Here is a 23,559-nt window from a genome sequence, read left to right on the forward strand (position 1 = left end):
CGTTCACAGTCATTTGTTGTCGGCCCCGGCGATCATGCGGCGGACTTGGCCTGATCGAAGTTGGCGATCAGGAAATTGTTCTTGGTAGGGTCGACGAACGGTATCCAGCGTATCCTCTGCTCGGAAAAATCGGGATGCCTGGTCATGAAAATGGCAAGCTCCCGCGCCGCCTCGTCGCGCCGGCCGCTTCTCATCAGCGCGCCTATCTTCAGGAATCTGGCGTAAAAATAACTTGGCGACAGGTTAAGCGAGCGCTCGGCGGTGGCGATCGCGGCCTGCCAGTCCTCGACGAAGCAATAGGCTGCGGCCAATTCCCCCAGATTGTGGAACCGATAGAGGTCGAACGGGCTCAACCGCTCGGTATCGAGGAAGAACGGTATCGCGCCGGTCGCGTCGCCAAGCAGCAGATACGCGCTGCCCATGGCCGAGCGGGCGAAGGCGAAGCTCGGATTGATGTGGATCGCCTCAGCGAGATGCTCGGCCGCCAATGCCGGCAGTCCGCGCATGATGTCGGCGGCGCCGAGATAGGCATGCGGGCGCGCGTCGAGGCTGTCCATCAGAAGCGCCTTGCGCGCAAGCGTCTCGACTTTTTCTAGATCGTCGCTGTCGCCGAAACGCAGCCAGGCCCGCCAGAAATACCACCAAGCGAGCTCGTTCAGCACGGCGCTTGAATTCGGATCGTCCCGATAGCCCTTGTCGAAAAAGTCTAGGGCGATTTCGGTATCGCGACGCGTGCGCCTGTTCATGTGCCAGCGGCCGCGCCTGACCAGTTGCCAGGTTTCGAGGCTCTCCCACGGCACCTGGAAAGTGCGCGCCTGCTCGGCGCGATCGACCTCCTTGTCGAGGATGGAAACGATCTCGCTGCCGATCTGGTCGCGCAGGCTGAAGATGTCGACGAGGTCGCGGTCGAAGCGCTGCGACCAGACAAGGCGGCCGTTCGACGTGTCGGTGAGCGACGCGTTGAGACGGATCTGCCTGTCGTAGCGCGCCATCGTGCCGCTGACGATGTAGCGCGCGCCAAGCGCGTTGCCGATGAGCCTTGTGCCCAGGCCATCGTCGCGAAACTGAAAACTGGAGCCCTTGGCGATAACCGAAAGCCAGCGCGTGTTGGAAAGGCCGTAGATGATGTCCTCGGCAATACCGTCCGCCATATAGCCGACGTCGGGCTCGCTTCCGTTACCCTGGAACGGCAGCACCGCGATTGCCGGGGGGCCCTTGGGGACCGGCCGGTAATGACCGGGCGCGGTAGGGATAGAAGCGAAGGAAGCTGCCGCGACGGGCCCATTGCTGCCGCGGCCGGCGATCAGGACCTGCACCGGCAGGGCGATGTTCTTCAGGTTGAACTCGCCGAGATCGGTAAAGACCGCCGCAGTCTTGTCCTTCACATGGTGCCATGTCGTCGCCGAGATGGCGACACCGTCATGCGGCGCGAATTCCTGAAGCCGGGCGGCGATATTCACGTCGTCGCCGTAGAGACGGCCTTCGCGGACAATGACATCGCCGGTGTTGATCCCGGCGCGAAACGGCATGCGCATATCCTCGGCGACCGCGGCGTTCAGCGCCACGATCCGGGCCTGGAAATCGAAGGCCGCCCGCAAGGCTTCGATCGGATTGCCGAATTCGGCCATGATGCTGTCGCCGGCATCGCCGAACGTGCGCCCGCCAAACGCACCGCAACTGCCGGCGATGATGTCGCGTCTCTCCTCGAAGGCAGCGACGGCCAACTCGTCGTCGATGCCCATCAGCCGAGAGAACCCCACGGCATCGATTGAAATGATTGTCGCAAGCTGACGGGTATAGTTCCGTTCAGCCATGATCGAGCCCCCAGTCCCCGCTTCCAGTCCAGAACAGGCGACCTGTGCTCAAAAAACACGTGCCCGCCCGCCGACGGAAATCCCCGGCAGGCCGGCGTGTCGTTGCCACCCTGTTATGACCAGAATTCTATCAGGGTCTTGCTGAAAGCTCTACCACGAACAGCTAATATGACGAACTCTCCGTCCGGGCGCATGGTTAGTCATCCGTTACCTCACGAGACACATCCGCATCACGCTGTTACCAATTGAAATCACGTGCTCTTTTGCTGCCAGCAAAATTGAACTGCCTTCTGCCGGGTGAAGATCGGCCATATCGAGGCAGGCACTTCAAAATACGTTATTTTAGCGCTGCGGAACCAACAAGCCTGCATGCGAGTTTCTGACGGCACTTACGCCGACATGAAATTTGGCGCCGACATGAAATTTGGCGCGCGAGATTTGGCCAACACGAGATTTGAGAGCTCTCATGCGCACTGTTGTTTTGGCAACCGGTATCGCGGCAATCCTTGCCGGCGGACCGGCCTTCGCGGCGGACGACCAGCCATTGCCGCCGCAAAATGCCAAGAAGCTCTCGGAAATCATCGCCAAGGTCGAGCAGCGCAAGGACTTCCGCTATGTGAAGGAGATCGACTGGGATAGCGACGGCTACACCGTCACCTACTACACGACGGATAAGGCCAAGGTCCAAATTACCTACGATCCCGTGACCGGCGAATCCAAATAGGCCGCACTCGCTTACTCGGCTCGGCCATTCCGCTCGGCTTACGATCTAGCCGGCGAAGATAAGTGGGCCTTTCCACTCCCCAGCATCTGCGCGCGGTGCTGCCTGAGAGCTGTTGCGCCGAGCTCTGAGCGGCACAGCAACGCTTGCATCCACACAACTTTGGTGGCTGACTGCCCGCCGTGATTGCGGGCACGGGGGTGCATGGCAATGATCGGCCACGTCCTGAAGCGCGTCCTGATGGTGCTCGTCGGCTATCTGGTCGCGGTGCTTGTCGGGTTGATCTCGGTGGTGGTGATCTACGCGATATTGAGCTCGCTGCCCAACGCGCCGGGTTACTTCGGTCTTATGGAACTCACGCCGGTTGCCCTGCTGGTGGTGCCGCCGCTCGGCATGTTCGTCTACTTCCTGACGATCATTCTGACGGGGATGCAGACGCTGGTCTTCGCCCTGATCGCCGAGTTCTTTTCGCTGCGAAGCTTTTGGCTGCATATGCTATTCGGCGCGGCCGCCGCGGCAGCCGGTTTCATGCTGATCTGGCCCGACGCGGCCGGTGATCCCGAACGCTGGGCCGACATGGGCATCATCGTCGGTGCCGGCCTCGTGGCCGGCTTGATCTACTGGCTGATCGCCGGGCGCGACGCCGGCTTCCGCCGGCCGTTCATCAACCGCTCAGCTTGACGGCGTGCGCGCCGCTTCGGCCGCGTCGAGCGCCTGCATCAGCTTGGAATCGCGATCATAGACGTCGTCGAAATACCCGACCTTGCCGGACATGTCCGGCCATGCGGTGAAATAGGCGACATAGACCGGGATGACGCGCGTGACATTCTCCGTCGAATGGCCGTGCTTGAGCTTCTCGGCGATATCGTCGACGGAGGTGCCGAGCACGGCGGCGGCCATGCCGCGCGGATCCTGCAGCCGGACGCAGCCATGGCTGAGCGCCCGCATGTCGCGCGCGAAGAACGACTTCTGCGGCGTGTCATGCATGTAGATGGCATGCTTGTTGGGGAATAGTATCTTCAACTCGCCCAACGCATTGGCCTCGCTTGGCTGCTGGCGAACGCTGAACGGGATGTTGGCGCCATAGGCACCCCAATTGACCGCTGAGGACGGAATGCGCTTGCCGCGTGAATCCGTCACTTCATAGCCGGCGCGGTCGAGATAGCCCGGGTCGCTGCGCAATCTCGGCAGCATCTCGTTGACGATGATCGACTGCGGCACGCCCCAATAGGGATGGAAGTCGACCTGCTTGATCTGGTTGTAGAAGAAGGCGGTCTGGTTGGTGGTCCTGCCGATGACCGCGCGGGTCTTCAGCTTCTCCTCGCCGTTGTCGATATAGCTGGCTGTAAAGGCCGGCTGGTTGATGAAGACGCGGGGGCTGCCGAGATCCGATGGCATCCAGCGCAGTTCTTCGAGCGCGACCTTGACCTTCTCGATCTTGTCGGCCTTGGACGCGCCGGCCAGCGAAGCCACCGTGCGCGGGCCGATAACGCCGTCGCCCTTCATGCCTTCCCGCTGCTGCACCGCTTTGATCACCGGCACCAGTTCGGGATCGTAGAGCTCGCTCTTGCCCAGCCTGGCAAGCACTTCGCCAAAGTTGCCGCCCATCTCGTCATCGAGATTGCGGGAAATAAGGGTCAGCAGCTTCGGCAGCTCCGGGCTGCTCTCGCCTGGTTTCAGCAGCAGCTTGGGATCGACGACAATCTCGTTTTCCTCGCTCGCCTCGAGTGCTTCCAGCTCGACGCGCAGCGCCTGGTATTCCGCGTTCTGCGGATGCCGCGATTCGAGATAGGTGCGGACCTCCTGGGTGTGCGCCAGCGTCTTCAGCGCGCCTTCCAGATCGAACGGCTTGGCCGGAAAATCATAATAGCCGGTCATCCGGTTGGGGTCGACGCGGCCGCTCTGGGCATCATGGGCATAGCGCAGCACGCGCGCCGACAGCGCCATCTCGAAGCGGACCAGTTCCTTGGTCCGCTCTTCCGGTGTGGCGGAAGGCGCGGCAGCCGGAATGTCGACGGAGTAGTCGGCCGGTGCCAGGCCGTAACTCGCCGCCTCGCCCAACACGCGCACCGCATCCTGCGCCCTGCCGTTGGGGGCATTGTCGCTCACCCAGATGAAATCCGGATTGGCCGAATAATACGCAATCAACGCCTTGGCGATGTCGGGCTCGGCGAACAGCTCGTAATCGCTCAAGCCGGCCACGGCATCGCGAAAACTATTGCTCGTCACGGACGGCACGAAGGCGGCATCCTGCGCGGTTGCTGGCTGCGGCGCCGGCAGCAGCGACTTGAAGTCGACGCGCACAAGCTTGTCGGCCCTGTAAGTGTTGTAGGTCGGGCTGCTGATCCTGACGCCGCCACCGTCCTCTCCGGCCGGCCGTATCTTGCGTGGCTTCGGCGGTGGTGGGAATTCGCCCTGCGGGTTGTGCCGGACGCCGCCGCCGAACAGCATGTCGAACAGCCCTTGCGCGCTTGCCGGCTGTTGCCCGAAGGCAAGCGTCGCCGCGATCGCGATCGGCATGACGGCTTTTCTGTTCCCGAGGACTTTCATGCTTCACCCGCACCGGTTGAAACCGGTTCCCGTTCCGCGCCGCTGGACGGTCCCGCCCTCCGCATGGCGGATGTATGACGTGACTATACCGATTCATACTGATTTCGTTAAGCTTCCATAAATTTTCGAAGCCGTGTTGCAGAACGGTTTCACATCACCGTGAGACTTAAACGAGCGGGCCGTTCCAAGTGTTCCGACACCCGGGGGACAATCAGGCGTAGCGTTGCCGTAGGGCAAAGAAGTTACATAGGTACGCGGACTGCGTTTCGAGTGGACCGTCGTCAAGCACAAATCACTGGCGGATTCGACGGCCACCTGTGCGGCAATGGCCAAGACGTGACAAACAGCGGTCTTTGTGATCGAAATTCCGGCGGCCTCAGCAAGCGTGGCCGGGAGGACTTGCCGTGAAGAAAGGTTATCGCCAGCTTCTCGACGAGGCGAATGCCGAGATCGAGGTCGTCTCGCCCGAGGAAGCGGCCGGGCTGCTGGAGGATGACGGCACGATCTTCGTCGACCTGCGCGATCCTCGCGAGGTCGAGCGCGACGGCAAGATCCCCGGCGCCAGGCACGTGACGCGCGGCATGCTGGAATTCTGGATCGATCCCGAAAGCCCCTACCACAAGCCGTTCTTCGGCTCGGGCAAGACCTTCGTCTTCTTCTGCGCCGGCGGCTGGCGCTCGGCTTTAGCCACCAAGACGGCGCAGGACATGGGCCTGACGCCGGTCAAGCACATCCTTGGCGGCTACACCGCCTGGAAGGCGGCTGGCCTGCCTGTCGAGCCCGGGCAGAAAAAGAAAGCAGACTGATCACAGTTTCCGCAACGCCTTGAATCGGTCGATCCCATGGTTTTCTGGATAGCGAGCGCGGTCGGATTGGCGATCGCCTATCTGCTCGGTTCCACGCCATCCGGCTATCTCGCCGGCAGACTGCTCAAGGGCATCGACATACGGCAGCACGGCTCCAAATCCACCGGCGCGACGAACGTGCTCAGAACCTTGGGCAAATGGCCCGCGCTGGCGGTGCTGATTGTCGATGTGCTGAAAGGCGTGGCGGCGATCATCTTTGCCCGCTGGTTTTATCCCTTGTGCTACACGATATCGTCCGCCGCACCGCCGACAGCGCTTGGCCTGCAAACCTTGGTGCCTTGGGCTGTTTGCCTGGCCGGACTTGCCGTCTTGCTGGGGCATGGCCGGTCGATCTGGCTGAATTTTACAGGCGGAAAATCCGCCGCGACGGGCCTGGGCGTACTGCTGGCGATGTCCTGGCCGGTAGGGTTGGGGGCCGCGGCGGCATTTGCAATCACGCTCGCTCTTTTCCGAATTGTTTCTTTCAGCTCGATGCTGGCGGCATTGGCGGCGGTCGCGCTTGTCTGCGGGCTGGAGCAACCGTTGCCCTATCGATTGCTGGTGATCGCGGGCAGCCTCTACGTGATTGCGCGCCATCGCGCCAACATTCGGCGGCTGCTGGCCGGGTCAGAGCCACGCCTTGGCCACGGCAGCCCGGGATCGAAAGCAGGTTCGCAAATCTGGCGCGCGACTCGCACCCTAGTGCAGCGTCGATTCCCGCTGCCCTGTCACGAAGCCGACCGCATGCGCAACGACATCCCTGTCGGCGAGGATACGGCGGTGGCCAAGCCCGTCGGCCCAATGCAGGTGGACGTGCTCGCCGGCGTCCGCGTAACGCTTTGCATGATCGGCATGGACCTCGCGATCGTCCGGCGCGTGGATGATCAGCGTCGGCACCGGCGCCTCGGCCAGCTGGCGATCGCCGGTGAATTCGGCGAGCGGCCGGCCCGAGAGATGTTTTACCCGATCCGCCATGGCCACCCTGGAACGCGGCCCGACATTCATCATGCGGCTGAAATCGTCGAAAATTGCCGGCAGCGAACTCGGCGCGGCGATCAGCACCAGCTTTTGCGCCGCAAGCCGCGGCATGCCCTTGACCGATGCCGCAACGGCATTGGCGGCAATCGCGCCGCCGAAGGAATGGCCGACAACGGCGTCAAAGGGACCAAACCATTCGCCTGCGACGCGCGCCGCGTCCACCGCATTCACCATGTTGAGATGGCGGCCGAGCGAATGGCCGTGCCCGGGCAGGTCGAGCGAAACGACCTTGTAGCCGGCGCGACGAAAGCCTTCGATCAGCGTGCGCATATATTCGGTGCGCGAACGCCAGCCATGGATGACGAGCACCGTCCCGCGGACCTCCCCGCCCGGCTCCGGCCGGAATTCATGCACAGCGACGCAATCTCTCTTCGTCTTGAGCCTGTGGTGACGCGCCTCGGCCATGAAGCCAGCCGCGCGCTCAACGGCGCGGCGTTCGCCATCGCTCAAGGCCTTGACGTTCGGTGTGCGGCAGAACAATTCGAACGCGGCGCGGCCGCTGAGACGCGGCGCAACATGCTCGGCCGCGCCAAAAACCCCCCGGATGACCTTCATTCCAAATGATGCCATATTGGCAGTCCATCCATTCGTTCAAGCATGAACATAATAGTTCAAACATGAACATTAAGCAAGAGCTGCCCTGGGACAATCCTCGCTTCCGCAACTGGGTTGCGGTGGCGCGCGCCTGCCATGTGCTTGAGCGCACGCTGGCGGTGAAGCTTGCCCCGCTCGACCTCAAGCCGGCGCAGCTCGATGTGCTGATGAACCTCTACCGTCATCCAGGCATGTCGCAGCACGACCTTGCCCGCAAGCTCTTGGTCGGCCGCTCCAACATCACTATGCTCCTGCCGCAGCTCGAGGCGCGCGGCCTGCTGCGCCGCGAAGGCGACGAGAAGGACAAACGGGTGCTGCGGCTGAACCTCACCGAGGCCGGCGAAGTGCTGCTGATGCGGGCACTGAAAGTGCACATGGCACTGATCGAGAAGGCGATGAGCCAGTCGACGCCCGAACAGTGCGACATGATCGGCGAGCAGATGCGCAAGATCGCTGATGTTCTGAAGGAAGCGTGAGCCAGGCTTCCAGTCACCACATCGTCTTCTTCGCCCGCTCCGGCCATTCCTTGTCGTAGGTTTCCGCGTCGATGGTCTTGCGGCTGGTGACCTCAAGGATTTGGCCGGGCGTCGGCAGCGACTTGGGATCGACTTGCCTGGCCGGATTCCAGAGCTCGGAGCGCACGATGGCGCGGGCGCACTGGAAATAGACGGTGTCGACATCGATGACGGTGACCGAGCGAGCTGGCTTGCCGTCGACCATGAAGGAAGCGCAAAGCCCGGCGTCGGTTGTGATATGCGCGCGGCCGTTGACGCGCAGCGTGGTGCCAGAGCCTGGAACCAGAAACAACAGCCCGACATGCGGGTCGCGAATGATGTTCTTCAGCGAATCAGCACGGTTGTTGCCGCGCCTGTCCGGCATCATCAGCGTTTTTTCATCGACGATCCGCACGAAGCCGGCGAGATCGCCGCGCGGCGAGCAATCGAGCCCCTCCGGTCCGCTGGTCGCCAGCGCCACAAAGGGCGAGGCTTCGATGAAGGCGGCATATTCGGGAATCACATGGTCGAGTTCCTTGACGACCGAGGCCTCGCCCGGCAGCCCATAGAGGGCCTCGAGCTGTTCGACGGATGTGATGAGCGGCATTTTTCGTTCTCCGAACCTTTACCGGCGCTACGCCACGCCCATGACGTTTTGACGACAACCGGCCGACGAGATTGAAACTTCCTGCAACCGGGCTAACGGTCCCGGCTCAGCCCCTTCTCGGCCAGCTCGGCAAGATAGGCGTTCCAGCGCTCGTCCTTTTCGTGGCCGAGCGTATGCAGGTAGTTCCAGGTGAAGATACCGGTGTCGTGGAAATCGTCGAAGGTGATGCGCACCGCGTAGTTGCCGACCGGCTCGATCTTGAGGATCGCGACATTGCGCTTGCCAGGAACCGTCACCCGTTGCTCCGGCGAATGGCCTTGCACTTCCGCCGATGGCGAGGCCACGCGCAGGAGCTCCGCCGGTAATTCGAACGGCTGATGGCCTGGAAAGGTCACGGTCAGCAGCTTGCGGTCCTTCGAGACCCTGAGTTCCTTTGGCGCGGTCATGACTGGTCCTGTCTGGGTTGCGCCCTTCCCTACGCCGCTTCGCACGATCCGAAAAGATCATGCTGATGCATGTCGCCCGGAAGTGTGCAACGGTTCTGGGACAACGACATGGGCAGCCGACACGCGATGTCGGTCGGGGGATGTTACCAAAGATCAAGACCTTCTATCTTGAATGCGGCATTGGATCGTATCACATAGCTGTATATAACGACGCCGGTCAGGCCATGGGAAACGCTTGCAAATGGACATGATCGACCCCTTCGGTCGCACTATCAGCTATCTGCGCGTGTCGGTCACCGACCGCTGCGATTTCCGCTGTACCTATTGCATGGCCGAGGACATGACCTTCCTGCCGAAGAAGGATCTGCTGTCGCTCGAGGAGCTTGACCGGCTCTGCACCGTTTTCATCGAAAAAGGCGTGAAGAAGCTCAGGCTAACCGGCGGCGAGCCGCTGGTTCGCAAGAACATCATGCATCTGGTGCGTCAACTGTCGCGGCATCTGCAGAGCGGCGCGCTGGAAGAGCTAACGCTGACCACCAACGGCTCGCAGCTGTCGCGTTTCGCCGCGGAGCTCGCCGACTGCGGCGTCAAGCGTATCAATGTCTCGCTCGACACGCTCGATGCCGGCAAATTCCACCAGATCACGCGCTGGGGCAATCTCGGCAAGGTCATGGAAGGCATCGATGCCGCGCAGAAAGCCGGGCTGAAGATCAAGCTCAATGCGGTTGCGCTACGCGACTTCAACGATGCCGAAATCCCTGAGCTGATGCGCTGGGCGCATGGCCGCGGCATGGACCTCACCCTCATCGAGACGATGCCTATGGGCGAGATCGAGGCCGACCGCACCGACCAGTATTTGCCGCTGTCGCTGCTGCGCGCCTCGCTGGAGCGCCAGTTCACGCTCGCCGATATCCCCTACAAGACCGGCGGCCCTGCCCGCTATGTCCATGTCGCCGAGACCGGCGGCAGGCTCGGCTTCATCACGCCGATGACGCATAATTTCTGCGAAAGCTGCAACCGCGTGCGGCTGACCTGCACCGGCACGCTCTATATGTGCCTCGGCCAGGAGGACGCCGCCGACCTGAGAGCACCGTTACGCGCGTCCGAAAGCAACGAGCTGGTCGGCGCGGCGATAGACGAGGCGATCGGGCGCAAGCCGAAAGGCCATGATTTCATCATAGACCGCCGCACCAGCCGCCCTTCGGTATCGCGGCATATGAGCGTCACCGGCGGCTGATTTTTTCCCGAAATTGGTGCAGGATTACCCTTGGTCACTGACTTTGGGGGTACCATGCAACGTTTTCAGCGCATCGGCTGGTCGTCATTGGCGGCTATTCTTGCCATCTCGACGATGATGACGGCAGCGGCAAGCGCCAAGCCGTTCACTTACGTGAATGCGCGGTTCGGCCAGTCATGCACATTCCCCGATGAAATCTTCAACAACCCCATGCCCGAGCCGGAAAATGGCGACGGACAGCAATGGCTTAGCGCCGACGGCGCCAGCCTGACCTGCTCCGGCATCAACAACATCGACTACGACACTCCGCAAGGTTTCGTCGATGGCGAGAAAGCGAGCGCGGAGCCGGGCTACAAGGTCACCTACAGCAAGACCGGCAAAAACTGGGTGGTGCTTTCCGGCACGAAGGCCAGCAATATCTTCTACGAACGTCGCCTGTTCGGAAAGGACGACGTCATCCGCACCGTCTGGATTGAATACCCCGCCGCGCTCAAGGCGAAATACGATCCGCTGGTCGGCGCCATCACCAAGAGCCTGCGCGCCCCTTGAGGCAGCCTGGCCACACGGAAAATAAAGCGCTTGCGCCACCGTCCGCCCGATTTACCGCCGGTCGGTTCCAGCCTAGCCTCCAGAAGCGATTTTCGCATCCAGGGGGATTCTCATGCGCAAATTCATGCTTTCACTTGCAATGCTTGCGGTTGCTTGCTTACCGGCGGCGGCCCAGTCGATCGGCGGCACCTACACCGTCGCGGGCACCAATTTCGACGGCTCCAAATATGACGGCGAAGCGACCATCACGCTGACCAGCGACACGACCTGCAAGATTCACTGGGAAACCGGCGGCTCGACCTCGGACGGCATCTGCATGCGTAACGACAATGCTTTTTCCGCCGGCTATGCGATGGGCAAGGAGATCGGTCTCGTCGTCTACAAGATCGACAAGGACGGTTCCCTGCACGGATTGTGGACCATCGCCGGCCAAAACGGCAACGGCACCGAAGTGCTGACGCCGAAGTAAGCCTTCGTAGCCGTTGCAAATCGATCTTTCAGGCCACGGAGATATTCGTGGCCCATTTCTTTGCCGTTGCTGTTTTCCGGCTGGCTGCTACAGGCTTGATCTAAAATAGAATCCGGAAACGCCCTTGCCTCTCTCGCCCAATCTTCGCGGCGCACTGTTCATGGTTGTGGCCATGGTCGGCTTCACCTTGAACGACGCGATCACCAAGTTCTCTTCCGAATCGATGAACATGGCGCAGGTCATGCTGGTGCGGGGCGCCTTCGCCTCGCTCTTCGTCGGCCTGCTCGCCTGGCAGCGCGGCGCGCTTGCCGATCCCCGCACGATGCTGCAGCCGATGGTCGCTATGCGGGTCGCCGGCGAAGCCGGCGCCACTGTGTCGTTCCTGATTGCGCTTGCCCATCTGCCGATCGCCAATGTCTCGGCCGTGCTGCAGGCGTTGCCGCTGGCCGTGACGATGGGCGCCGCACTGTTCTTCGGCGAAGGCGTCGGCTGGCGGCGCTGGCTCGCCATCGCCGTCGGCTTCGCCGGCGTGCTGATCATCGTGCGGCCGGGATTCGAAGGATTTAGCGTCTATTCGCTGCTGGCATTGACCAGTGTCGCCTGCTGCGCGGTGCGCGACCTCGCCACCAAGCGAATCCCGCAGGCTATCCCGACCATGCTGGTGTCGACCGCGACCGCGCTTGCCATGACGGTCCTGGGCGCGCTGCTTTTGTCACCGATGGGCGGCTGGACGCCGATGAACGGCACGGCGACCGCGCTGCTGGCGCTGGCGGCGGTGCTGGTGCTGATCGGTTATCAATTCATCATCATGGCGATGCGCTCGGGCGACATCTCCTTCATCGCGCCGTTCCGCTACACCGCGCTGCTCTGGTCGATCCTGCTCGGCCTCGTCATTTTCGGGGACATCCCCGATCCGCCGATGATCGTCGGCGCCGCTATCATCATCGGCTCCGGCCTCTACGCGCTCTATCGCGAGCGCGCCGTGGGCCGCAGACAGCCTGCGGCGGAAAGCACTGGACCCGATATGGCGCCGGACGGCATATAGGCGCGATGGACCGAAATGTTGCTGGGATCATTCTGGCGGGCGGCCTGTCGCGGCGTATGGGCGGCGGCGACAAGCCTCTGCTTTCATTGGGTAAAGTCCGGCTGCTCGATCATGTTGCCGCGCGGCTGAAGCCGCAGGTCGCAAGCCTGGCGCTCAACGCGAACGGCGATCCAGCAAGATTTGCCGCCATGAAGCTGCCGGTGATCGAAGATACGGTGCCTGGCTACGCCGGGCCGCTGGCAGGCATTCTCGCCGGTCTCGAATGGGCGGCCATGCAAACGGGTTGCCGGTGGCTGATGAGCGCCGCCGGCGACACTCCGTTCTTTCCCGACAACCTCGTCGAGCGCCTGGCTACCGCGACTCAAGACCGTCCTGGCGCGATCGCCGTCGCCAGTACAAACGGCAGATGGCACCCGACCTTCGCGCTTTGGCCGCTCGGCCTGCGCGACGCCTTGCGCCATTTCCTGGTCGACGAGGACAACCGACGGGTTTTTGCCTTCATGGAGCGCCACGGTTATGTCGCGGTGGAGTTCCCCATGATCGAGGTCGGCGGCCAAAAGATCGACCCGTTCTTCAACATCAACACGCCGGACGACCTTGCGATGGCGAAAAGTCTGTTGCAAAGCCTACGGCCATGAGACGCGTGTTCGGCATCACCGGCTGGAAGAACTCCGGCAAGACGACCTTGACGGAAAAGCTGGTCACTGAGCTGGTGGCGCGCGGCTGGACGGTTTCGACGGTGAAGCACGCCCATCACGACTTCGACATCGACAAGCCGGGGGCCGACAGTTTTCGCCACCGGCAGGCCGGCGCGACGGAGGTGGCCATCGTCTCCGACCGGCGCTGGGCGCTGATGCACGAATTGCGCAACGAGAGCGAGCCGACGCTGGACGATATACTGGCGCGCTTGGCACCTTGCGATATCGTGCTGGTCGAAGGCTACAAGCGCGAAGCGCATAAGAAGATCGAGGCAAGACGGCTGGAGGCCAAGGACCGGACGCCGCTTTCGGACAACGATCCCAACATTATCGCGGTCGCCGCCGACTTCACGATCGAAGGCGAAAAGCTGCCGGTTTTCGACCTCAACGACACGAAATCGATAGCCGACTTTGTCGAGCGCAGCACAGGTCTCGTCGCTCAAACCAAGTAACGCAGCGGCAGACGGTGATTGTCGTTTGCCGTTGATTTGCAGTTGCTTTTTTCTCGCAAAGAGTGGGAGTATCCGTTCCAGCGGGCGGTCAAGAAACGACCGCCCACAAAGAGCCGCGCGGGACAGCGGCCATGACAATATGAGAGGATTATCATGCGTATTGCACTGCGTATCGCGCTTGCCGCTTCGGCCGCGCTGCTGACACTTGGCGTCGCCCAGGCTCAGGAAAAGACCCTGAGGATCGGCACCGAAGGCGCGTACCCGCCCTTCAACAACCTGACCTCGGACGGCCAGCTGGTCGGCTTCGACATCGATATCGCCAAGGCCCTCTGCGACGAGATGAAGGTGAAGTGCACCTTCGTCGCGCAGGATTGGGACGGCATCATCCCGGCGCTCCAGGCCGGCAAGTTCGACGCCATCGTCGCCTCGATGTCGATCACGCCCGAGCGCCAGCAAAAGGTCGACTTCAGCCACAAATACTACAACACCCCGTCGGCGATTGCCGTGCCGAAGGATTCGCCGCTCAAGGGCGTGACCAAGGAAGACCTCGCCGGCAAGAACATCGGCGTCGCCACCACGACCACGCACTACAATTATGCTTCGAAGACCTACACGGACAGCACCATCAAGGGCTATCCGAGCAGCCCCGAGGAACAGGCAGACCTCGCCAATGGCCGTCTCGACGCCATCGAGGATGACATCGTCGTGCTGCAGCAATGGCTGGATTCGCCGGACGGCGCCTGCTGCAAGATCCTCGGCCAGCCCTCGCCGCAGCCGGTCGAAATCTTCGGACCGGGCGCCGGCATTGCCGTGCGCAAGGGGGAGACCGATCTGGTCAACAAGCTGAACGACGCGATCGACGCCATCCGCAAGAACGGAAAGTACAAGGAAATCAACGACAAGTACTTCAAGTTCGACGTCTACGGCGCCGAATCCTGATCGATAGCCAAGGGCGGCGAGGCAACCCTCGCCGCCCCTAAATCCTTCCGGGAGCACCACGGAGACACCAACCGTCAATGCCGGCCCAAAGCATTTGGACACTTCTCAGTTGGGGACCGGACGGCTGGAGTGACGACATTGCGTCTGGCGTGCTGGTCACCATTGTGCTGGCGCTCGCCACGCTGCCGATCGGCCTGGTGATCGGCTTTTTCGTCGCCTTCGCCAAGCAGCATGAAGAGCCTTCCCTGCGGTTGGCCGGCAACATCTACACCACGGTTTTTCGCGGCCTGCCGGAACTGGTGACGCTGTTCCTGTTCTTCTTCGGCATGCCGCTTCTCTTGCAATATGTCGTGCGGCTGTTCAATCCTGACGCGACGATCGACGTCAACAGCTTCGTCGCCGGCATGATCGTGCTGTCGCTGATCTTCTCCTCCTACGCCAGCGAGGTCTTCCTCTCGGCGTTTCGTGCCATTCCGAAAGGCCAGTATGAGGGCGGCTACGCCATTGGCTTGTCGAAATGGCAGACGATACGGCTGATCATCCTGCCGCAGCTGATACGCATCGCTTTTCCCGGCCTGGAGAATTGCTGGCTGAGCCTTCTCAAGGACACCTCGCTGGTCTCGGTGGTCAATCTCGCCGAGACCTTGCGCCAATCCGGTGTCGCCGCGCGCGTCACCAAGCATTCCTTCCTGTTCTACAGCGTTGCGGCGCTGATCTTCCTGCTGCTGGCCGTGCTGTCATCGATCGCCACCAGCTCCATCCTCCGCCACCTCGGACGGAGGGAAGCGCGATGAGCGTCAGCCAAGCTATCGCGATCGAGAGGCCGCCTCCACAAGCGCGCGGCTGGTCGCGAGCCCGCATCCTCGGCTATGCGCTGGTCGGCACATGGGTGCTGTTCGGCGTCGGCATCGTTGCCTACCTGATCTACGCCTGGAACGCCGAGTTCTTCGCCAGATACGCTCCAGCCTATCTGCAGGGCCTGGGAACCACCCTGTCGCTGGTGAGCATTTCAATGGTTCTCGGCGCCACCTTGTCGCTGCCGGTCGCCTATGGCCGCATGTCGAAGAACCGGGTCCTGTCCGGGCTTGCCTACTGCTACGTCTATTTCTTCCGCGGCACGCCGCTGCTCGTGCAGACCTACCTGGTCTATTACGGCGTCGGCTCGTTCCGGCCGGAGCTCGAAACCGTCGGGCTGTGGTGGTTCTTCCGCGAAGCCTTCTATTGCGGCGTCTTTGCCTTTTCGCTCAACACCGCCGCCTACCAGGCCGAAATCCTCCGCGGTGCCATCGAAAGCGTGCCGCGCGGTCAATGGGAAGGTGCTGCCTCACTCGGCCTGCACAAATTGCAGACGCTGCGCAAAGTGGTCCTGCCCCAGGCGATCATCGTCGCGCTCAGGCCCTACGGCAACGAGCTCATCCTGATGATCAAGGCATCCGCCATCGTGGCCATCATCACCGTCTACGACCTCATGGGCAACGCCAAGCTCGCCTATGCAAAATCCTTCGACATCCAGGCCTATATCTGGGTAGCGATCGTCTACCTGGTGATGGTCGAGATCCTGCGCCACGGCGTCGAGTGGATCGAGCGCCGGATCACCATCCACCTGCATCGCTAGATCAAGTTGTACAGGCCTGCACCAGTCGATGCGGCTCTGCGTGCCTTGACGAATTTTTCGCATGGCCTAGACCTTCCGCCACTGAAATCTCTGTTTTGTTGGAAGGCAGGCTTATGGCATCGGTTGCATTTCTCGGTCTTGGCGTCATGGGCTATCCGATGGCCGGGCACCTCAGGAACAAGGGCGGTCATGACGTCACCGTCTATAACCGCACCAAGGCAAAGGCCGAGCAGTGGGTGGCCCAGCATGGCGGCAGGCTGGCACTCACGCCGGCTGAAGCGGCCGGGGGCAAGGACTTCGTCTTCTCCTGCGTCGGCAATGACGATGATTTGCGCTCGGTCACGACCGGTGCGAACGGCGCCTTCGCCGCGATGAAGAAGGGCGCCGTCTTCATCGACAACACCACCGCCTCGGCCGAGGTCGCGCGCGAGCTTGACGAAGCCGCCCGCAAAGCCGGCTTCTCCTTTCTCGACGCGCCGGTCTCCGGCGGCCAGGCCGGCGCCGAGAACGGCGTGCTGACCGTCATGGTCGGCGGCGAACAGGCTGCCTTCGACAAGGCCAGGCCGGTCATCGACGCCTACGCCCGCATGGTCGGCCTGATGGGGTCGGCAGGTGCTGGCCAGCTGACGAAAATGATCAACCAGATCGCCATCGCCGGCCTTGTCCAGGGCCTGGCCGAGGGCATCCATTTCGGCAAGAAGGCCGGGCTCGACATCGAGAAGGTGATCGAGGTGATCTCCAAGGGTGCAGCCGGCTCCTGGCAGATGGAAAACCGCCACAGGACGATGAATGCCGGCAAATATGATTTCGGCTTCGCCGTCGACTGGATGCGCAAGGATCTCGGCATCTGCCTGGCGGAAGCCAACCGCAACGGCGCCAAGCTGCCGGTGACCGCGCTGGTCGACCAGTTCTACAAGGATCTGCAGGACATGGGCGGCAAGCGCTGGGACACCTCCTCGCTGCTTGCGCGCCTGGAAAAATAGGCGACGATGCCCCTGCCCGATCCGAGCTGGAGCGCCGACGACATCGTCGCTCACCTGCGTTCGATCGGCACCGAGGACAACCGGGCGGGCATGGCGCGCTTCGGCATCAACACCGCGACCGCGCTCGGTGTCGGCAATTCAGAATTGCGGCCGCTGGCGCGCAAGCTGAAGAAGAACCACGACCGGTCGCTGCTGCTGTGGAACACAGGTGTCCGGGAAGCACGACTGATGGCGGCCTTCACCGGCGAGCCGAAGAAGGTCGACATCGATCAATGCCGGCGCTGGGCCGCGGATTTCGACAGCTGGGAGATCGTCGACACCGTTGCCGATCTTTTTGCCGAAACACCGTTCTGGCGTGCGTTGATCGACGAGTTTGCCGAAGACGAACGCGAATTCGTCCGCCGCACCGCCTTTGCCATGCTGGCCTGGAGCGCGGTTCATCTGAAGAAAGAGCCGGACGCGACCTTCCTTGCCTATCTGCCGCTGATCGAGAAACATGCCGGCCATCCGCGCAATTTCGTCCGCAAGGCGGTCAACTGGGCGCTGCGGCAGATCGGCAAGCGGTCGATGAGCTTGCACGCCCCTGCCCTTGCGCTGGCCGGGAAGCTGGCGGCATCGTCCGACAAGACGGCGCGCTGGATCGGCAAGGATGCGGTGAAGGAACTGACGGATGCCAAACAGCTCGAAAGGCTCGCAGCCGCAAAGACCTGACCTTGCCGGCATCCGCTTCGTCGAGGTGACGCAAAAGACGCGCGCCGATTTCGAGGCGCTGTTCGAGCAGTCGGGCGCGCCGAAATATTGCTGGTGCATGGCATGGCGCCATTCCAGCCGCGAGCACGTCCGGAACGATCAGAAGAAGCGCATGATGACGGCGCTCATCGACGCCGGCACTCCGGTCGGCATCGTCGCCGAGTTGGACGGCAGACCTGTCGGCTGGTGCTCGGTCGCGCCGCGCGAGACGTATCGAAAACTTTCAAAACAGCAGGACGACACCGAGACCGGCATATGGTCGATCGTCTGCTTTTATGTGCCGAGGGCTTTGCGCGGCGGCGGGCTGGCTTCCGCCCTGCTTGATGCCGCGATCGACCATGCCTTCGCCAGAGGCGCATCCACCATTGAGGCCTATCCGGTCGACCAGGCCGCACCGAGCTATCGCTTCATGGGTTTTCGCGACATGTTCACCGCCCGCGGCTTCCGTGAGGTCGGTACCGCCGGCGCGCGCCGGTATGTGATGCGGTTGAGCCGTTGAGCGCGGATCGGTCACGACGCTTTTACTCGATTCCGGAAATGGACTGGCGGAGGATGGAACGACGATGAACAAGCGTTTCATATCATGCGCGACGCTGGCGGCCGTGCTCCTGTTCGCGGCCACCGGCGCCGATGCCGCGGCCGATGTCGCGCATATCTTCTGGAAGGATCTGCGGCCCGCCATGCAAGCCGTCGCCGAGGACGCGAACCTGCCGATGATCGCGGCAAAACTGCCAGACCACGGTGAGACGTTGTCGCTCGATCTGCAGGACAAGACCATACAATTGGCCGGCTATGCATTGCCGGTCGATCGTGACGGCGATCTCGTCTACCAGTTCCTGCTGGTGCCATGGACCGGCGCCTGCAGTCACATGCCGACGCCGCCGCCGAACCAGATCGTGCTGGTCACGCCGGCGCATCCCTACAGGATGTCGGAAGCATATGAACCGGTGGCGGTGACCGGCGTGCTGAAGCCCGGCATGGAGAAGAGCCAGCTCTTCATCCTCGACGGCGTCTCGATCGTCCAGTCGGGCTACACGGTGCGCAAGGCCGAGGTGGCGAAGGTCGACACCGTGCCGGACACAGTCACGCTGCCGGTCAACTCGCCGTGGAGTTTCCTCAACAAAAAGAAGAACTGAGCGCTGCTGGCCGCGCCAGCCGGGCGCGTTTGCGCTTTTGTGGCCAGCTCATTGCAATTCAAAGCGCGAAGCGTAATTTGGTGTTGTCTGAGACACGCCCGCTCTGGTGAATATGATGATACGGGAACACTATCTTCTCTTAGTGTCTAGGCTCTCGGGAAGAGAGATAAAAACTATATCCAACAAGCATTTGCTATGGCTGGTAAACTTGTTTATCGGTTTCTTAATAGCGTCTTTCATTGTCCCTCAGCATGACCGACAACTTCTAATATATTCGCTGGTATTCGATCTGCTAGTGACGATAGTTTTCGGCGTTATATTGGAACTGTACAGGAAGCCTCAGCCTTGAGAACAGACAAATGCCAGTGCCGCCAGAACCTAGCCTGACTATGGTCGGCACTCCTGCAGGTTGAAACGCCATCGCTAGGCCGCGTTCGCGCCGGATTCCTTGTCCAGCATCATGTAATCGAGCGGAATCTCGGTCGTGTACTTGATCTGCTCCATGGCGAAGGACGACGACACGTCGCGAATCTCTATCTTGGCGATCAGCCGCTTGTAGAAGGCGTCGTAGGCGGCGATGTCGGGAACCACCACGCGCAGCAGATAGTCGACATCGCCGCTCATGCGGTAGAACTCGACGACTTCCGGGAATTCCTGGATGACCTCGGAGAAACGCCGCAGCCATTCATGGCTGTGCGAATTGGTGCGGATCGACACAAACACGGTGACGCGCACATTGACCTTCTCATGGTCGAGGATGGCGACGCGCCGCTTGATGACGCCCTCCTCCTCGAGCTTCTGGATGCGCCGCCAGCACGGCGTGGTCGACAGGCCGACTTTCTTGGCTACATCGGCGACCGCGAGCGTCGCGTCCTCCTGCAGGAGGCGGAGAATTTTTCTGTCCAGGCGATCCATGGGAAGCTCCAGGGGAATAGTTTGGCTATAATCCCTCTTATCGAAGCCTTTCACAAGAAAGAAATTCTGCCAATGGCGGCAAAAGCGAGTGATTTCTTGCAGGATGCCTAATCGATGCGATAGCGGATTTCCGATCTCAGAAAGGGCAGCAAATCCATTTCAAACCAGGGATTCTTCTTTAGCCAGCCGGTGTTCCGCCAGGATGGATGCGGCAGCGGCAGCACTTTCGGGGCGGCTGGTCCATCCCATATGGCGCGCCAATTCCTGACCGTCTCCGTCAGCGACGGCAGGCGCGCCGTGCCCATATGCCAGGCTTGCGCATAGCCGCCGATGGTCAGCACCAGATCGATCCGAGGCATCAGCGCCATCAATTGAGCGCGCCAGGCCGGCGCGCATTCGCGACGCGGCGGCAGGTCGCTACCGTTGGCGTCCTGGCCGGGAAAACAAAAGCCCATCGGCACGATGGCGAATTTTTCGGTATCGTAGAATTCCCGTGCGCTGACGCCGAGCCAGTTCCTGAGTCGATCACCCGAGGCATCGGTGAACGGCATGCCCGACAGATGCACCTTGGTGCCCGGCGCCTGGCCGGCAAGCAGGATCCGCGCGGTGGAGGACGGCTGCAGCACCGGCCTTGGCTCATGCGGCAAAGGCCGGCCGAGCGGCTGGTCGACGCAGATGCGGCAGGCTCGCACCCTGGCGGTAAGGCGCTCCAGCGCTACGCTCATGTCGGACGGAATATCCAATCGCCGTCGCTCAGGCTGTCGCGCTCGGCCGGCTTGTGAGCGCCGCATACCAGCGCAGTACGTTCGTGCACTCCTGCGGCACCTTGATGCGGGCGGGCTTCATGAAATCGATGGCGATCATGCCGGTGATGTCGGCGACCGAATAGGCATCGCCGGCGGCGAACTCCCGCTCCGCCAATTCATTGTCGAGCAGATGCAGGAATTCGATTGCCTTCGGCTTGTTGGCCTCGCCCCATTCCGGAATTTGCGGCACTTCCCACTCCTTCATCGCCGGATGGATGTGCCGGAACGCGGCGGCGACGCTGGTCATCAGGTTCAGCTCCAGGCGTCTCTGCCACATCTCGACCATGGCTTTGCCGAGCGCGCCCTTGCCGAACAGCGCGGGCTCGGGATGCAATTCCTCGAAATAGCGGCAGATGGCAATCGATTCGGTGATGATGGTGCCGTCATCGAGCTCGAGCACCGGCAGACGCCGCAGCGGATTGCGCTGTGCCACCTGCTCGCCGCGATGCTCCAGCGCGCCCATGTCGACAGGAACCAGCGGAACCGTCAGCCCCTTCTCCGCAAGGAAGACGCGCACGCGGCGGGGGTTGGGCGCGCGGCCGCCGTCGAACAGCTTCATTCCATCCTCCCGGTTTCCCATCCTTCCTGCGTCCTGGCCGATCATAGGGCGCGGGCGCCCATCACCAGAAGCGAAAAAATTCGCGCACCGCATCGCCGAACGAGGCCAGCGTGCCGTGCTTTCGCTCGACCGGCGCATCGCGATGGCTGTCGCGCCACTCCTGCGGCTCCTCGAAGGTGCCTGTCCAGATGCCGACCTTGGCCGCTTTCGCCACCGCTTCCTCGGTCTCGAAGTCGCCGAAGGCAACCGCCCATCCGGCCTGCACCTGGGCACGGTTGAGATCGGTGTCGCCTGCCCTGCAATCGCCAAGCAGCCGGCCGTAGCGGTCGCGCTGCCAACCGCTGCAGGAAACAGGCCTGCCGGCGATCAGCCGCACCAGCGACTGCCGGGCCAGCTTGCCGCAGGGATAGTCGGCGCCGGCATTTTGGCAAGTCTGCTGATACTCCGGAGCGTCGATGCCGCGCATGCGGATGCGCTCGGCCCCGAGCGTGATCGAATCGCCGTCATTGACGATCGCCGCGCCTTGCTCCTTGCGCGTCTCGAAGCGATCGAGGCGTGCCGCCACCAGGATCAGCAGCCCGAGCAGAACAACGGCCAGTCCGTAGTCCAGCAGCTTGCGCCAGAGGCTTCGCGGCGGACTTGCCGCATAGCGCCGGCGCGGTCCTCGCGGCCCGAAACGGCTCATATGGCAAACAGTCTCTTAATCATTCGAACGTAGCTTAACGAACTGGAAATCGCTGCGCGCAGAAATTGAAGTCCGTATGCCTTTGCTACGCTCGAACACAGCGGATAAATTCATTGTGGACCGCCGTAAACCGCACCGCAACAGCGATGTGGCGCGCGCGGTGCGCAAGACGCGCGACCGCCTTTCGCAACAGGCCGGCAGTCTCGACTTCGACCGTGAACTCCTGAAACTCCATGCGCGCGCCATGGTGGTCAGCGCGGTCGCCATCCCCCTGCTTGTGCTTGCCGTGGCGGCCATCGGCCGGCTGGCGGGTCTGGACAACCAAATTGCCATCTGGGCCCTGTCGACGCTGCTTTGCTACACGATCGTCGCTTTCATGGCCCGGCGCGTCGAGCGAACCGAGGCAGCCGAGCTCGACCCGGTGCAGACGCGCCGCGACTTTCTGATCGGTCATTTCCTGTGCGGCCTCGGCTGGGCGTGGTTCGCATGGATCAGCTGCGACACATGTCAGATCGACCAGTTCCATGTCGCCAAGGCCATGGTGCTCCTGATCGCCATGGCGACGACCGCCGTGATGGCCTCCTCGCTTGGCGGCGCCCTGTTCGCGACCTTTGCCATCCCCGTTGCCATTTATGTCTACACCGTCGTGCGACTGTGGACGCCGATCGAGGCCACGATGGCGGCACTTCTCATCGCAGCCCTTCCTTTCTTCGGCTATGTCGCTCGTCATCTCAATCGGGCCTCATTGATGCTGCTCTCATTCCGCTCGGAGAAGGACGCGCTGATTGCCGAGCTGGAGACGGCAAAATCGATGTCGGACGAGGCAAGACGGCGCGCCGAGGACGCCAATCTGGCGAAATCGCGCTTTCTCGCCTCGATGAGCCACGAGCTCAGGACACCGCTCAACGCCATCCTTGGGTTCTCCGAGGTGATGGCCAATGAAGTGCTGGGTCCGATGAGCAATCCGACCTACCGGGACTATGCCCATGACGTGCACGAGTCCGGCCAGCACCTGCTCGACCTGATCAACGAGATCCTCGATTTGTCGCGCATCGAAGCCGGCCGCTACCAGCTCAACGAAGAGCCGGTGGTGCTGCCGACGATCGTCGAGGACTGTTGCCACATGATGGAGCTGCGCGCCCGCAACAAGGACATCCGCGTCTTCCAGGAGTTCGAGGAAACCCTGCCGCGGCTCTTCGCCGACGAGCGCGCCGTCAGGCAGATCACGCTCAACCTTCTGTCCAATTCGATCAAGTTCACCCCATCCGGCGGCGAGGTGCGCGTGCGCGTCGGCTGGACGGCCGGCGGCGGCCAGTACATTTCGATCAAGGACAACGGTCCGGGCATACCGGAAGAGGAAATCCCGGTGGTGCTTTCGGCCTTCGGCCAGGGCTCGATCGCCATCAAGAGCGCCGAACAGGGCACCGGCCTCGGCCTGCCGATCGTACAGGGCCTGCTCGCCATGCATGGCGGCGAGTTCGAGCTTCACTCCAAGCTGCGCGAAGGCACCGAGGCGATCGCCATCTTCCCGTTGAGCCGAGTGATGGAAGAACTGCCGGCTTTGCCGACCAAGACTGTCGCCGTGCGCGGGCGCCGCTGAGGCAATCTTTAT

The 23,559-nt window shown here is 62.1% G+C and carries 27 protein-coding genes and 1 pseudogene; 19 read left to right on the forward strand and 9 right to left on the reverse strand.

Features of this window, described 5'->3' with window-relative positions:
* Positions 1–32: 32 nt before the first annotated feature.
* On the reverse strand, positions 33–1,814 hold the full coding sequence (locus tag RFM68_RS09990) for an adenylate/guanylate cyclase domain-containing protein (protein ID WP_320232571.1): 1,782 nt from the start codon (positions 1,812–1,814) through the stop codon (positions 33–35).
* 466 nt (positions 1,815–2,280) lie between these two features.
* Between RFM68_RS09990 and RFM68_RS09995 the strand changes: the two genes are divergently transcribed.
* Both RFM68_RS09995 and RFM68_RS10000 read left to right on the forward strand, forming a co-directional pair.
* On the forward strand, positions 2,281–2,538 hold the full coding sequence (locus RFM68_RS09995) for a PepSY domain-containing protein (RefSeq protein ID WP_320232572.1): 258 nt from the start codon (positions 2,281–2,283) through the stop codon (positions 2,536–2,538).
* A gap of 207 nt (positions 2,539–2,745) precedes the next feature.
* Positions 2,746–3,216 (forward strand): hypothetical protein, encoded by a 471-nt coding sequence (locus RFM68_RS10000; RefSeq protein WP_430694839.1) that lies wholly within the window; start codon positions 2,746–2,748, stop codon positions 3,214–3,216.
* On the opposite strand, the gene RFM68_RS10005 is transcribed toward RFM68_RS10000, so the two are convergent.
* A complete protein-coding gene (locus tag RFM68_RS10005) occupies positions 3,208–5,085 on the reverse strand; it encodes a L,D-transpeptidase family protein (protein ID WP_320232574.1) in 1,878 nt (625 codons plus the stop codon). The two genes, RFM68_RS10000 and RFM68_RS10005, sit on opposite strands and share 9 nt — an antisense overlap.
* A 404-nt stretch (positions 5,086–5,489) precedes the next feature.
* Between RFM68_RS10005 and RFM68_RS10010 the strand changes: the two genes are divergently transcribed.
* Together RFM68_RS10010 and plsY are read left to right on the forward strand one after the other, a co-directional pair.
* Positions 5,490–5,891, forward strand: coding sequence for a rhodanese-like domain-containing protein (locus RFM68_RS10010; RefSeq protein ID WP_320232575.1), 402 nt, complete (start codon positions 5,490–5,492; stop codon positions 5,889–5,891).
* Positions 5,892–5,927: 36 nt separating this feature from the next.
* Positions 5,928–6,575: pseudogene (gene plsY, locus RFM68_RS10015) on the forward strand (glycerol-3-phosphate 1-O-acyltransferase PlsY); the annotation flags it as partial.
* Positions 6,576–6,629: 54 nt separating this feature from the next.
* On the opposite strand, the gene RFM68_RS10020 reads toward plsY, so the two are convergent.
* The gene (locus tag RFM68_RS10020) at positions 6,630–7,538 is read right to left on the reverse strand and encodes an alpha/beta hydrolase (protein WP_320232809.1); all 909 of its coding nucleotides are present in this window, start codon (positions 7,536–7,538) and stop codon (positions 6,630–6,632) included.
* A gap of 47 nt (positions 7,539–7,585) precedes the next feature.
* On the opposite strand from RFM68_RS10020, the gene RFM68_RS10025 reads away from it, so the two are divergent.
* Positions 7,586–8,038 (forward strand): MarR family winged helix-turn-helix transcriptional regulator, encoded by a 453-nt coding sequence (locus RFM68_RS10025; RefSeq protein ID WP_320232576.1) that lies wholly within the window; start codon positions 7,586–7,588, stop codon positions 8,036–8,038.
* A gap of 13 nt (positions 8,039–8,051) precedes the next feature.
* Here the strand turns inward: RFM68_RS10025 and RFM68_RS10030 are convergent, their stop codons facing one another.
* Both RFM68_RS10030 and RFM68_RS10035 read right to left on the reverse strand, forming a co-directional pair.
* Entirely contained in the window at positions 8,052–8,663 is a 612-nt protein-coding gene (locus tag RFM68_RS10030; protein WP_320232577.1) for a pyridoxamine 5'-phosphate oxidase family protein, read from the reverse strand.
* A gap of 92 nt (positions 8,664–8,755) precedes the next feature.
* Positions 8,756–9,109, reverse strand: coding sequence for a gamma-butyrobetaine hydroxylase family protein (locus tag RFM68_RS10035; protein ID WP_041006636.1), 354 nt, complete (start codon positions 9,107–9,109; stop codon positions 8,756–8,758).
* 241 nt (positions 9,110–9,350) lie between these two features.
* Here RFM68_RS10035 and moaA point away from each other — a divergent pair, with 241 nt between their 5' ends.
* The 13 genes from moaA (at position 9,351) to RFM68_RS10100 (ending at position 18,982) form a co-directional block, all read left to right on the forward strand.
* Positions 9,351–10,346 carry a GTP 3',8-cyclase MoaA gene (gene moaA / locus RFM68_RS10040; protein WP_320232578.1) on the forward strand — a complete coding sequence of 332 codons (996 nt, stop codon included), beginning with the start codon at positions 9,351–9,353 and terminating at the stop codon, positions 10,344–10,346.
* Positions 10,347–10,400: 54 nt separating this feature from the next.
* Complete coding sequence (locus RFM68_RS10045; protein WP_320232579.1) at positions 10,401–10,895, forward strand: hypothetical protein; 495 nt, start codon at positions 10,401–10,403, stop codon at positions 10,893–10,895.
* A 112-nt stretch (positions 10,896–11,007) separates the two neighbouring features.
* Positions 11,008–11,364 carry a hypothetical protein gene (locus RFM68_RS10050; protein WP_320232580.1) on the forward strand — a complete coding sequence of 119 codons (357 nt, stop codon included), beginning with the start codon at positions 11,008–11,010 and terminating at the stop codon, positions 11,362–11,364.
* A gap of 124 nt (positions 11,365–11,488) precedes the next feature.
* Positions 11,489–12,409, forward strand: coding sequence for a DMT family transporter (locus RFM68_RS10055; RefSeq protein ID WP_320232581.1), 921 nt, complete (start codon positions 11,489–11,491; stop codon positions 12,407–12,409).
* Positions 12,410–12,414: 5 nt separating this feature from the next.
* Positions 12,415–13,047: a molybdenum cofactor guanylyltransferase MobA gene (gene mobA / locus RFM68_RS10060; protein WP_320232582.1), complete on the forward strand. Its 633-nt coding sequence runs from the start codon at positions 12,415–12,417 to the stop codon at positions 13,045–13,047.
* Positions 13,044–13,559 (forward strand): molybdopterin-guanine dinucleotide biosynthesis protein B, encoded by a 516-nt coding sequence (mobB, locus tag RFM68_RS10065; RefSeq protein ID WP_320232583.1) that lies wholly within the window; start codon positions 13,044–13,046, stop codon positions 13,557–13,559. The genes mobA and mobB overlap by 4 nt, the downstream gene beginning before the upstream one ends.
* Before the next feature lie 153 nt (positions 13,560–13,712).
* Positions 13,713–14,498 carry an ABC transporter substrate-binding protein gene (locus tag RFM68_RS10070; protein ID WP_320232584.1) on the forward strand — a complete coding sequence of 262 codons (786 nt, stop codon included), beginning with the start codon at positions 13,713–13,715 and terminating at the stop codon, positions 14,496–14,498.
* A 77-nt stretch (positions 14,499–14,575) separates the two neighbouring features.
* Positions 14,576–15,292 (forward strand): ABC transporter permease, encoded by a 717-nt coding sequence (locus RFM68_RS10075; protein WP_320232585.1) that lies wholly within the window; start codon positions 14,576–14,578, stop codon positions 15,290–15,292.
* Entirely contained in the window at positions 15,289–16,113 is an 825-nt protein-coding gene (locus RFM68_RS10080; RefSeq protein ID WP_320232586.1) for an ABC transporter permease, read from the forward strand. The genes RFM68_RS10075 and RFM68_RS10080 overlap by 4 nt, the downstream gene beginning before the upstream one ends.
* Positions 16,114–16,226: 113 nt before the next feature.
* Positions 16,227–17,096, forward strand: a complete 870-nt coding sequence (locus tag RFM68_RS10085) for an NAD(P)-dependent oxidoreductase (protein WP_320232587.1) — start codon at positions 16,227–16,229, stop codon at positions 17,094–17,096.
* A gap of 6 nt (positions 17,097–17,102) precedes the next feature.
* Complete coding sequence (locus tag RFM68_RS10090) at positions 17,103–17,807, forward strand: DNA alkylation repair protein (RefSeq protein WP_320232588.1); 705 nt, start codon at positions 17,103–17,105, stop codon at positions 17,805–17,807.
* A complete protein-coding gene (locus RFM68_RS10095) occupies positions 17,767–18,345 on the forward strand; it encodes a GNAT family N-acetyltransferase (RefSeq protein WP_320232589.1) in 579 nt (192 codons plus the stop codon). The genes RFM68_RS10090 and RFM68_RS10095 overlap by 41 nt, the downstream gene beginning before the upstream one ends.
* A 64-nt stretch (positions 18,346–18,409) precedes the next feature.
* A complete protein-coding gene (locus RFM68_RS10100; protein ID WP_320232590.1) occupies positions 18,410–18,982 on the forward strand; it encodes a DUF3299 domain-containing protein in 573 nt (190 codons plus the stop codon).
* A gap of 423 nt (positions 18,983–19,405) precedes the next feature.
* Here the strand turns inward: RFM68_RS10100 and RFM68_RS10105 are convergent, their stop codons facing one another.
* From RFM68_RS10105 to RFM68_RS10120, 4 genes are all read right to left on the reverse strand, one after another.
* Entirely contained in the window at positions 19,406–19,897 is a 492-nt protein-coding gene (locus RFM68_RS10105) for an Lrp/AsnC family transcriptional regulator (RefSeq protein WP_027169345.1), read from the reverse strand.
* A gap of 107 nt (positions 19,898–20,004) precedes the next feature.
* Positions 20,005–20,622, reverse strand: coding sequence for a uracil-DNA glycosylase family protein (locus RFM68_RS10110; protein WP_320232591.1), 618 nt, complete (start codon positions 20,620–20,622; stop codon positions 20,005–20,007).
* 28 nt (positions 20,623–20,650) lie between these two features.
* Positions 20,651–21,262 carry a glutathione S-transferase gene (locus RFM68_RS10115; protein WP_320232592.1) on the reverse strand — a complete coding sequence of 204 codons (612 nt, stop codon included), beginning with the start codon at positions 21,260–21,262 and terminating at the stop codon, positions 20,651–20,653.
* 61 nt (positions 21,263–21,323) lie between these two features.
* Complete coding sequence (locus RFM68_RS10120) at positions 21,324–21,947, reverse strand: thermonuclease family protein (RefSeq protein WP_320232593.1); 624 nt, start codon at positions 21,945–21,947, stop codon at positions 21,324–21,326.
* 76 nt (positions 21,948–22,023) lie between these two features.
* Between RFM68_RS10120 and RFM68_RS10125 the strand changes: the two genes are divergently transcribed.
* A complete protein-coding gene (locus RFM68_RS10125; protein ID WP_320232594.1) occupies positions 22,024–23,547 on the forward strand; it encodes a sensor histidine kinase in 1,524 nt (507 codons plus the stop codon).
* The last annotated feature ends 12 nt before the right edge of the window (positions 23,548–23,559 follow it).

Origin of the sequence: Mesorhizobium montanum, assembly GCF_033977145.1 — a bacterium.
In the GTDB taxonomy this organism is placed as follows: domain Bacteria; phylum Pseudomonadota; class Alphaproteobacteria; order Rhizobiales; family Rhizobiaceae; genus Mesorhizobium; species Mesorhizobium montanum.